This window comes from Variovorax sp. YR566, from assembly GCF_051992195.1.
Taxonomy (GTDB): Bacteria; Pseudomonadota; Gammaproteobacteria; order Burkholderiales; family Burkholderiaceae_C; genus Variovorax.
The window spans coordinates 3,775,453-3,784,780 of the sequence record NZ_CP197092.1; the positions used below are offsets into that span (position 1 = coordinate 3,775,453).

The following is a 9,328-nucleotide window of genomic DNA, read 5'->3' on the forward strand; positions in this document are numbered from 1 at the left end:
GCGACGTCCTCACGCACTCGGAAGGCCGTGCCGCACCGCGCGCGGCAGCGGCCGGCGGGCACGGGAACTCAGGGCGCCGGCAATGACGGCGGCGATCAGGCCCGAGACCGCGAACGGTCCCCAGCCCAGGATCGGGCCGCGCATGAACGGCACGTAGGCGGCGAGCAGCACCAGCGCCGACAGGTAGGAGCCCGACAGCGGCCGGTTCGGATCGATGGCGCGGTCGACCACGCGAAAGCCCGCCGAGATCGCATAGCCGAACAGTGCCGGCCCTGCCAGTCCGAAGTCGAAATACGCCGTGGTGAAGGGCGGCAGCGACAGGTTGCTCTGCGAGAAGTTGCCGAGGATGGCCGACCAGCCGAGCGGGTCGAAGTCCGGGAACATCTTCAGGTCGCGCGGCAGGAAGAACGAGAACGCCGAGAGCAGGTAGCGACCCCAGCCGAGATCGGGAATGGGTGCGCGCTCCAGGATGCCCGCGACCACGAACATGGCGTCGAAGTCCTGGCTGAACGGAAAGGTCGTGAGCTCTTCGCCCCAGAAGCTGCCGCGCGAGATCAGGTTCAGCACCGGGCCCAGGCCCGCGATGGAGCCGAAGATCACGCTGCCGAGCAGCCAGCGCCGGCTGCGCCCCAGGGCGTGGATGAGCAGAGGCAGCAGCCCGATCAGCAAGACCTGCCGCGCCGTGTTCACCGGGTTGGCCGCAGCCAGCGCCAGGCCGAACGCCAGGCCCGCCGCGCACCAGGACCACAGCGTGCGACGGCGCACAGCGTGGATGGCCAGGGCCACGAAGCACATCAGCACCACCAGCTTGGGCAGCGTGGAATAGAAGATGAAGTCGATCGGCACGTTCTCTTCGCCGCCGCTGGTGCCAGTGAGGCCGCGCGCCACGAAGTTGAGCTCGGGCTTGATGAACAGCGTGGCGAAGGCCGCGAGCGAGCAGCTCAGCAGCAGAAGAAGAGGGTGGGCCACGCCGACCAGCCGCCGGTCGTGCCCCCCGGGCAGGTGCGCGGGTACGTCGGGCACGCCCAGCCGCGCGGCCTCCACGCCGGCCATGTACAGCAGCAGGAGCATCAGTGCCTGCGTGTGCGCCGCCGTGCTCATCACGCCTGCCTCCCAGAACTCCACGTCGTGCGAGATCTGCATCGCCGGCGCGATCGAGAAGTACGTGAGGATCGTCGCGTAGTGGATCAGCAGGAACACGCTGGAGCCCGAGGACCCCAGCAGCGAGAGCTGGATCAGCGACAGCGCGCACACCGCCGCATAGCCCCACACAGGGTCGACCAGGCCGCACAGCATGGCGCAGACGATGCCGGACCAGAAGGAGAGGATGCGCATGTTGGGCCTGCTGTGGTGTGGCTGCCGGGGTGGCTCAGGCGGCGACCTGCGCCGTCTGGATCGGGTCGATTTCCTCGACCGGGCGGATCGCCGTCTGGTAGTCGGCGTAGGTGCGGCGAAGGCCTTCGGCCAGCGACACCGTCGCGTGCCAGCCGAGGCTGCTGGCGCGCGACACGTCGAGCAGCTTTCTCGGTGCGCCGTCGGGCTGCGCGAGGTCGTAGCGGATGGCGCCTGTGTAGCCCACCACGTCGCGGATCAGCTCGGTGAGCTCGGCGATCGACACGTCTTCGCCGGTGCCGAGGTTGATGTGCCCGCGCATCGCGTCGGTCTGCCGGTCGTATTCGGCGCGCGACAGGTTCATCACCTCGATGCAGCCCTCGACCATGTCGTCGACGTACAGGAACTCGCGTCGCGCGCGGCCACTGCCCCAGATCAGCACGCTGGGCGCATTGCTGATCTTTGCCAGGTGAAAGCGCTGGATCAGCGCCGGCACCACATGGCTGTTTTCAAGGTGGTAGTTGTCGCCGGGACCGTACAGGTTGGTCGGCATCACGCTGCGGTAGTCGATGCCGTGCGTGGCGCCGTACTGGCGGTTGTAGCTCTCGCACAGCTTGAGGCCTGCGATCTTGGCGATCGCATAGGGCTCGTTGGTGGGTTCGAGCTTGCCGCCCAGCAGGTACTCCTCGCGGATCGGCTGCTCTGCCATGCGCGGGTAGATGCAGCTGGAGCCGAGGAACAGCAGCCGCTTGACGCCCGAAACGAATGCCTGGTGCGTCACGTTGGTGGCGATCGCCAGGTTCTCGTAGATGAACTGCGCGGGGTAGGTCATGTTGGCGTGAATGCCGCCGACCTTGGCCGCCGCCAGGTAGACCTGGTCGATCTGCTCCGTCGCGAAGAAACGGGCCACGGCCGCCTGGTCGAGGAGGTCGAGTTCGCTGTGGGTTCGCGTCACCACGTCGTGGCCCAGTTCGCGCAGGCGCCTTGTCGTCGCCTGACCCACCATGCCGCGATGACCTGCAACAAAGATACGCATATGAGCTTTCGTGAAGAGGTTGATGAAGTTCGAGGGAGACGAAGTCGAAAGGAATCGAAGGAAGCGGTGACGGCCGCGGCTAGCGCGACCCGCGCGCACCGGTCACCACGCCGAAGGTCTTCAGCAGGATCGCGAAGTCGCGCCACAGCGACAGGTGGGCCACGTACTCCGCGTCCATCGCGGCGCGGCGGCGGTAGCTGATCTCGTTGCGTCCGCTGATCTGCCACAGGCCCGTGATGCCCGGGCGCACGGCGCAGTAGTGGTCCCAGTAGTCGCCGTACAGGTCCTTCTGCGTGAACATGCAGGGGCGCGGGCCGACCATGCTCATGTCGCCCTTGAGCACGTTCCAGAACTGCGGGAACTCGTCGATGCTGTACTTGCGCAGGAAGGCGCCGAAGCGGGTGATGCGCGGGTCGTGCACCAGCTTCTGGTAAATGGCCCATTCCCGCCGCGCGGCCTCGTTCTCGCGCAGGTGGCGCGCCAGCACTGCGTCTGCGTCGGCCACCATCGAGCGGAACTTGTAGAACTTGAAGACGCGGCCGTCCTTGCCGTAGCGCGGCTGCATGTAGATGGCCGGGCCGCCCGAGGTGTAGAGCACGCCGAGCCAGATGAGCGCGTAGGCCCAGCCGAAGAAAACGAAGAACGAGCCGGCCATCAGGATGTCGGCCGCGCGCTTGGCATGGCGCAGCCAGGGCGAGCCGCCGAGCGGCCCGTACGCGGCAGTGTTGGCCGCCGCGCTGCCTGTTCCTCGCCCTGCGGGGGTGGTCGATCGAAGCGTGCTCATGATGTTGCGTGCTCCGGTTCGATGCGTTTGGGCATGACGGTGTCGGCCGTGTCCAGCGCGTAATGGGGTTCGCTGCGTGTTGTCGTGGCCGGGGCATAGCCGTAGTAGCCGTAGCCGTAGCTGCGGTGCTGGCGCCGCGAGGTGTCCACCGCGTTGAACACCACGCCGTGGAAGGCCGCGCCCACGTGGGCCAGGCGCTTGGCGCTTTCCACCAGCTCGCCCATTTCGCTGCTGTCGGCCCGGGCCACCAGCAGCAGCGTGCCCATGTTCGGCGCCATTGCGGCGGTCTCCGATGCCAGCAGGGTGGGGGGCGCATCGACGATCACCACGTCGTAGCGTGCGGACAGCGTTGCCAGCGTGTGCTCGAAGGCATCACTGGCCATCAGGCCGGCGGGGTCGGGATGCAGCGTGCCCGCGCTCATCACGTCCAGGTTCAGCAGCACGCGGTGGTGGATGCCCTGCTCGAGCGGCACGCCGCCGGCGAGCACGTCGGACAGGCCGTTCTTGCGCTGCAGGCCGAACTCCTCGCTCAGGCTGCCGCGGCGCAGGTCGCCGTCGATCAGCAGCACGCGCTTGCCCGAGGATGCGAGCAGCGTGGCGAAGTTCGACGACACGAATGTCTTGCCCGCGCCGGCCGTGGCGCTGGAGATGAGCACCCGGTTGTTGGGCGCGCCCAGCATCGCGTACTGCAGCGTGGTGCGCAGGCGGCGCAGGCCTTCCAGCGCCGGGTCTTCCACGTGCAGCGCCGCCAGCACCTTGACGCCGGGCTTGCCGGTGCGGATGGCGCGGTCGAGCACGCGCTGCTGGGTGCTCAGCGGAATCGTGCTGTACACGCTCAGGCCTGTGACGGCCTCGATGTCCTCGGGGCTGCCGATGGAGCGCTTCAGGTTCTTGCGCGCCAGCGCCGCGGCGCCACCGAGGAACAGGCCGCCCGCCAGCGCCAGTGCGATGACGATCAGCGGCTTCGGCCGCACGGGCTTCTCGGCCAGCAGGGCCTGGTCGAGCACGCGCACGTTGGCAACCTTGCCTTCCTTGGCCAGCCGCATCTGCAGCGAGCTGTTCAGAAGCGTCGCGTAGAGGTCGGTGTTGACCTTGATGTCGCGCTGCATGCGCAGCGAGTTCTGCTGCAGCATGGGCATGCGGCGGATGCGGCCGTCGACCGCGCCGAGCTCTTTCTTCAGCGAAGCGATCTGCGAATCCAGCGTCTGCACCATCGGGTGCGCGGAAGTGAAGCGGCCCACCAGGTCCAGCCGCTTCTGCTTTGCATCGAGCAGCTTGGCCTGCAGGTCCACGTTCTGCGCCAGGGCATTGCGGGCCTCGTCGTCCAGGTTGATGGTGCCGTTCTGGTTGCGGTATTGGTTGTAGGCGTCTTCCGACTGTTCCAGCTGCTGCTTGAACTTGGGCAGTTCGGTGCCCAGGAAGGACAGCGCGCGCTCGGCTTGCACCGTCTTCTGGTCGATGTTCTGGCGCACGTACAGGCGCGAGATCTCGTTGAGCACGTTGGCCAGTTGGCCGCGGTTGTCGGCCTGCAGGCTGACGTCCATCACGCCGGACTGCTTGCCTTTCTCGACCACGCGCAGGTCTTTCTGCAGCCCCAGCAGGGTGAGCTGCTTCGAGTGGCGCACCAGCTCGAAGGCGCCGCCGGGCTGGGCCTCGAACGAGCCCACCAGCAGGTGCAGTGCGCCGCCGGGCACGGTGGCGTCGAGCGGCACGCCGGCCTTGCCAGTCAGCGGCGTTTCCAGGTCCGGGTTGGTCAGCGTGTAGTTGCCGCCTTCGCCCGCGATCAGCGTGAACTTCTTGCCCTCGAACGCGCTCGGCACGTCCATCTGCGCCACGGCGATCTGCTCGGTGCCCGAGACGTAGTTGCCCATGCCGAAGATGCCGGGCGTGGAGAGATGGCTCGAATGCCGCGCGAGGAACTCGCCCACCAGCGGCGTGTAGAGCGGCTTGGCGCTGATGAAGAGCTTGGTGTTCTCCATGGCCTGGCCGAGCACCATGCGCGAGCGCAGGATCTCGGTCTCGCCGGCGGTCGACGTCTTCACGCTGATGCCCCCGCCGCCGTTGGCGTCGCCAGGGAAGTTGCCGCCCGAGCGATCGGGATCCTCGACCTGGATCAGGATGTTGGCCTCGTACATGCGCTGGCCGAACAGCGCATAGCCCACGCCCACCAGCAGGGCCAGCGCCGCGATGATGGCAATCAGCCAGCGGCTGTCGATCAGGATGTCGAGGTATTCATGGAACCGGGATTCCCGGGTCCAGGCGGTGGTCTCGAGCACCGTCACGGGGGCTGCCGCGGGTGCGGGAAGCGTAGGTTGCCAACGCGCGTTCATGGGATTCACCTTTTCCTGTTGCGGGGTGCTAGGCGCTTACCGGCGTGCGGTGTCGCGGGCAAGGTTGATGACCTGGGCGGCCGGCAGAATCAGGCCGAACACGCGGCTCAGGCTGACCAGCGGCACGCGGTCGACGTACACCACGTCGCGCGGCTGCAGCTCGAAGCGATCGGCCAGCGCAAGCGCCACCGGGTTCTTCGCGTTGAGGTTGTAGACCTGCTGCACGTCGAGGTTGTCGGGCGAATTGCGCACCACGTAGATCTGGCCGGGGTCGGAAGTCGCGAGGTCGGGTCCGCCCGCGTCGCCCAGCGCCTCGTTCAGGCTCAGCCGGCCGTTGTTGCGCATCTGCAGTGCCGACGGGGCCTTGACTTCGCCCATCACGTAGACACGGCTGTCCTCGCGGGTGCCGACGTTCACCACGTCGCCGTTGCGCAGCGGGATGTTGTTGCCGTCGGCGCCCAGGGCCTGGAGCGCCGGCAGGTTGATCTCCGTCGAGACACCGCCGCGCGTCAGCGTGATGCGCGAACGGTCTCCGGCCTGCGTGAAGCTGCCTGCGCGGCTGATGGCCTCCGACAGCGTCATCGGCACGTCGGTGAAGATCTGCAGGCCGGGCGTGCGCACCTCGCCTTGCACGTAGGCGCGCTGGCTGCGGAACGACTGGATGCGCACCGAAACCTGCGGGTCTTTCACGAAGGCCTTGATGCGCTTCGCGACCAGCTCCGACGCGCCACTCTCCGTCAGGCCCTGCAGCTTGGCACGCCCGATGTAGGGGAAGAAGATCTCGCCCTTGGCATCGACGATGAAGCCGGGCGCGACGGTCACGCCGGTCGGGTCGGACTGCTGCGCGATCACCGCGCCGGCGTTCGGCAGCAGCTCGGGGTGGTCGTACACGATGATGCCGACCACGTCTCCCGGCCCGATGGTGTAGGTCGGCGGCGCGGCGAACAGGCGCTTGATGCTGTCGGGCACGCTCTTGGGCTTCTGCGCGATCTGCGCGCGGATCAGGTCGGGCGTGATCGCAATGACCTTGCCGCTGCCGGCGGAGGCCGTGCTGTCACCGGTGGAGCTGTCCAGGCCCAGTGGCCCCACCGAGCCGAAGCCCGGCGCGCAGCCCGAAAGCACGACCAGCCCGAGCGAAAGCAGCATGGCCAGGCCAAGCCATCGCAAGCGAGACTCCACCTGTGCCTGGGCACGGACTGCGAGAGGGCGCGTTCCGCATGACTGCGTCGCTGGATCTTTGCGTTGCATGGTGATCTCCTTGACGGCCGGTTGAAGGTGGGTGCTCGGGGTGAATGAAAGGGTGAAAAGGCGCGCCTCAGGGCGCGGCCCAGGTGGTGGGCATGGCGTGTTCGGCGCCCGCGAGCGGGCGGCTCTGGCTGCGTCGTTCGGTGCTGGCGCCGAAGCAGCGGTCGGTGACCCAATCGCCAACACACTGGAGGAACAGTCGCTGTCCCTTCTCCGTGCAGACGGTGTGATCGACCTCGCCCATGAACTCGTACTGCACTGCCTGCGTGTAGGGCAGGCGGGCGAAGGCGCCGAGCTGGTCGCGGCCGCGGTCGCATACATGCAGCGAGCCCGAATACAGAAGCTGCACCGCCACCTTGCGTTCGACCAGGCTCTGCAGCGCAGTGCCGAACCAGGCCGCATTGACTTCGGGCGTGCGCTTCTCCGCGAAGAAACCAGGCAGCGCCGTTGTCGAGTGGCTGCGCGAAAAGTGGCGCTGCAGCCAGCGCCTGGCCTTGCCGGGAAAGGACGGATGCGCAGGCGCTGCCAGCGCGCGGCGCAGGTTGCGCTCCCAGCGGGCGCGCCGCTCGGGGAAGGCGAAGCCGTCGAACAGCGACACCGCCACCACGCGCGTGTCGGCCAGGGCCGCCGACATGGCATGTTCCACGCCCGAGCACATGGCGACGATCACGAACTGCCGGGTACCCAGCATGCGTTCGGCGATGTCCATGGCCGCCTGCAGGCTGTGCACGGCACGCGCCTGCAGGTCGGGCGAGGTGTCGAGCGCGTCGCTGTCGCCCACGCCGCCCAGGTCGAAGCGCAGGCTGCTCACGCCGCGCGCGGCCAGCACGTGCGCCAGCTTCACGTTGATGCGGCGCGGACCCACGCGGTGGTTGGCGCCCATGTTGAACATGAGGCAGGCAATGCCGCCCGGCGCCTGCTGCGCGGGTGCCGTGAGCATGCCCACCAGCGCCTCGCCGGGGCCGAAGCGCATCGGCGTCTGCGTTGCTCTTGCTGTCGGCATGTCATTCATGAAGAGCCCCCTGGAGGCGGTTGAGCGCATCGGCCGGGACCATCGCGCTGTTGGGATACGGGTCGGAGGCCCAGTCGAGCTGGTGCTTGAAGTACGCGAGGCGAACCGGCATGTGGCGCGACTGCTGGTCGGCGGCCCACTGCGCGGTGCGCTCGTCGTCGGGTTCGGCCAGCACCAGCGTGTCGTGCAGGGCGGTGAGCGGCAGCGACTCGGGGACGAGTGCCGCGAGCTGTGCGCGCAGCGCGGGTGAGAGCGCGGTGCCCAGGGCTTCCTCGGGCAGCGCGTCGGGCTCCTGCACGAGGCCGCGGCGCCAGGCCAGGTCGGGAATGCAGAAGGTCGTGTCGATGGCGGCCACGTGTTGTTCGCGCAGCAGCCGCGCGTAGCGGCGTCCGTCGATCACCGGCTCCCACAGCACCAGCCGTACGGGGTCGCAGCGTCCGCCGCGCGCGGCCAGCACGGCCAGCGTGGCGCCGAGCCGTGCGCCGATCCACACGATGGAGGCGCCCGGCGCGCGCCGGCGCAGTTCTTCGTGCGCCGAGCACAGGTCGCGACGCCAGCCGTCGAGCTCGCCTTCGCTCTCGTCGCCGGGCGAGTCGCCCGATCCGTAGAAATCGAAGCGCAGCGTGGCGATGCCGGCGCGCGAGAGGCGTTCGGCCAGCACCTTGAAGAAGCGATGGGTGCGCAGGCCCTCCTGCCCGAAGGGCGGGCACAGGAGCACCGCGGTGTTCTCCGCCCGGTCTTCGTCGGCCGCATGGAACACGCCGAAGACCTGGCGCGAGGCCGGCCCGAACATGAGCGGCGTGAAGCGGGTCATTGCGTGGCCCCTGCGTAGCGCGCCGCAGTGCTCGTCTTGGGAGCGGTCGACCGGCTCATGTGTGTGCCGCCGTCATCCGACCCGAACGACTGGGCGCGGGCTTCGGTCTGGCGCCATTCGGCGAGCGAGCCCACGCAGTCGAGCCGCTCGGGCGCTGGCCCCACCACCAGCCACAGGATGCGGCCGGCCACCGAGAGCTCGACGCTGCGGCGCTCCGGCGTCAGGCCCACCTCGAAGGTCTGCGACGACACCAGCAGGCCCACGCCGATGGCCTTCAGGCAGGCCTCCTTGCGGCTCCAGCAGGTCAGGAAGGCACGATCGCGCTCGTGCGCGGGCAGGGCGGCCAGCGCTTCCTGTTCGCGGTGGGTGAAGTATTCCGCCGCGAGCACTGCCGCATCCGGCACCGGGCGCAGCAGTTCGACGTCGGCACCCAGCGGGCCGCGCCCGCCGATGGCGATCAATGCCAGGCCCTGGCTGTGGCTCAGCGAGAACTGGGTGCGCGTGTGACCCGACAGCGAGGGCCTGCCGAAGGAGCCGGTGGACAGTTGCAGCGCGGCGTTGTGCAGGCCCGTGTACTCGCTTAGCGCCTGCCGCAGCGCGATGTGCGCAGCCACGAAGCGCTGGCGGTCGATGGGAGAGCGCAGGTTCTCGGCGCGCGCGCATTCTTCTTCGGAGAGCACCTGGGCGGGCAGCAGGTCGGTGAAGCTGTCCAGATCGACGTACCGGCAGACCGGCGCGTCGATGGAAAGTGCGTAGGCGGAGCTGTTCATGCTCT

8 protein-coding genes are annotated in these 9,328 nt (G+C 68.5%); all 8 read right to left on the reverse strand.

The genetic code is table 11. The features are described 5' to 3' along the window. Positions 1-9 precede the first annotated feature (9 nt). Positions 10-1,335, reverse strand: a complete 1,326-nt coding sequence (locus ACTG4X_RS17690) for a hypothetical protein (RefSeq protein WP_093173713.1) — start codon at positions 1,333-1,335, stop codon at positions 10-12. Positions 1,336-1,369: 34 nt separating this feature from the next. Further along, a complete protein-coding gene (locus ACTG4X_RS17695) occupies positions 1,370-2,368 on the reverse strand; it encodes a GDP-L-fucose synthase family protein (protein ID WP_093058350.1) in 999 nt (332 codons plus the stop codon). 79 nt (positions 2,369-2,447) lie between these two features. After that, positions 2,448-3,152: a sugar transferase gene (locus tag ACTG4X_RS17700; RefSeq protein ID WP_440531494.1), complete on the reverse strand. Its 705-nt coding sequence runs from the start codon at positions 3,150-3,152 to the stop codon at positions 2,448-2,450. Beyond that, the gene (locus ACTG4X_RS17705; RefSeq protein WP_097199310.1) at positions 3,149-5,482 is read right to left on the reverse strand and encodes a polysaccharide biosynthesis tyrosine autokinase; all 2,334 of its coding nucleotides are present in this window, start codon (positions 5,480-5,482) and stop codon (positions 3,149-3,151) included. The genes ACTG4X_RS17700 and ACTG4X_RS17705 overlap by 4 nt, the downstream gene beginning before the upstream one ends. A 36-nt stretch (positions 5,483-5,518) precedes the next feature. Next, complete coding sequence (locus ACTG4X_RS17710) at positions 5,519-6,730, reverse strand: polysaccharide biosynthesis/export family protein (protein ID WP_426393096.1); 1,212 nt, start codon at positions 6,728-6,730, stop codon at positions 5,519-5,521. A gap of 67 nt (positions 6,731-6,797) precedes the next feature. Further along, entirely contained in the window at positions 6,798-7,730 is a 933-nt protein-coding gene (locus tag ACTG4X_RS17715; RefSeq protein ID WP_440531495.1) for a hypothetical protein, read from the reverse strand. A gap of 1 nt (position 7,731) precedes the next feature. Next, positions 7,732-8,553 (reverse strand): serine aminopeptidase domain-containing protein, encoded by an 822-nt coding sequence (locus tag ACTG4X_RS17720; protein WP_093058355.1) that lies wholly within the window; start codon positions 8,551-8,553, stop codon positions 7,732-7,734. Next, positions 8,550-9,323, reverse strand: coding sequence for a 4'-phosphopantetheinyl transferase family protein (locus ACTG4X_RS17725; RefSeq protein WP_440531496.1), 774 nt, complete (start codon positions 9,321-9,323; stop codon positions 8,550-8,552). The genes ACTG4X_RS17720 and ACTG4X_RS17725 overlap by 4 nt, the downstream gene beginning before the upstream one ends. Positions 9,324-9,328: the final 5 nt, after the last annotated feature.

What these genes read in the sequence shown, in the direction of transcription:
- ACTG4X_RS17690 (WP_093173713.1), bottom strand. Translation starts at nt 1,335, where the DNA reads ATGCGCATCCTCTCCTTCTGGTCCGGCATCGTCTGCGCCATGCTGTGC.
- ACTG4X_RS17695 (WP_093058350.1), bottom strand. Translation starts at nt 2,368, where the DNA reads ATGCGTATCTTTGTTGCAGGTCATCGCGGCATGGTGGGTCAGGCGACG.
- ACTG4X_RS17700 (WP_440531494.1), bottom strand. Translation starts at nt 3,152, where the DNA reads ATGAGCACGCTTCGATCGACCACCCCCGCAGGGCGAGGAACAGGCAGC.
- ACTG4X_RS17705 (WP_097199310.1), bottom strand. Translation starts at nt 5,482, where the DNA reads ATGAACGCGCGTTGGCAACCTACGCTTCCCGCACCCGCGGCAGCCCCC.
- ACTG4X_RS17710 (WP_426393096.1), bottom strand. Translation starts at nt 6,730, where the DNA reads ATGCAACGCAAAGATCCAGCGACGCAGTCATGCGGAACGCGCCCTCTC.
- ACTG4X_RS17715 (WP_440531495.1), bottom strand. Translation starts at nt 7,730, where the DNA reads ATGCCGACAGCAAGAGCAACGCAGACGCCGATGCGCTTCGGCCCCGGC.
- ACTG4X_RS17720 (WP_093058355.1), bottom strand. Translation starts at nt 8,553, where the DNA reads ATGACCCGCTTCACGCCGCTCATGTTCGGGCCGGCCTCGCGCCAGGTC.
- ACTG4X_RS17725 (WP_440531496.1), bottom strand. Translation starts at nt 9,323, where the DNA reads ATGAACAGCTCCGCCTACGCACTTTCCATCGACGCGCCGGTCTGCCGG.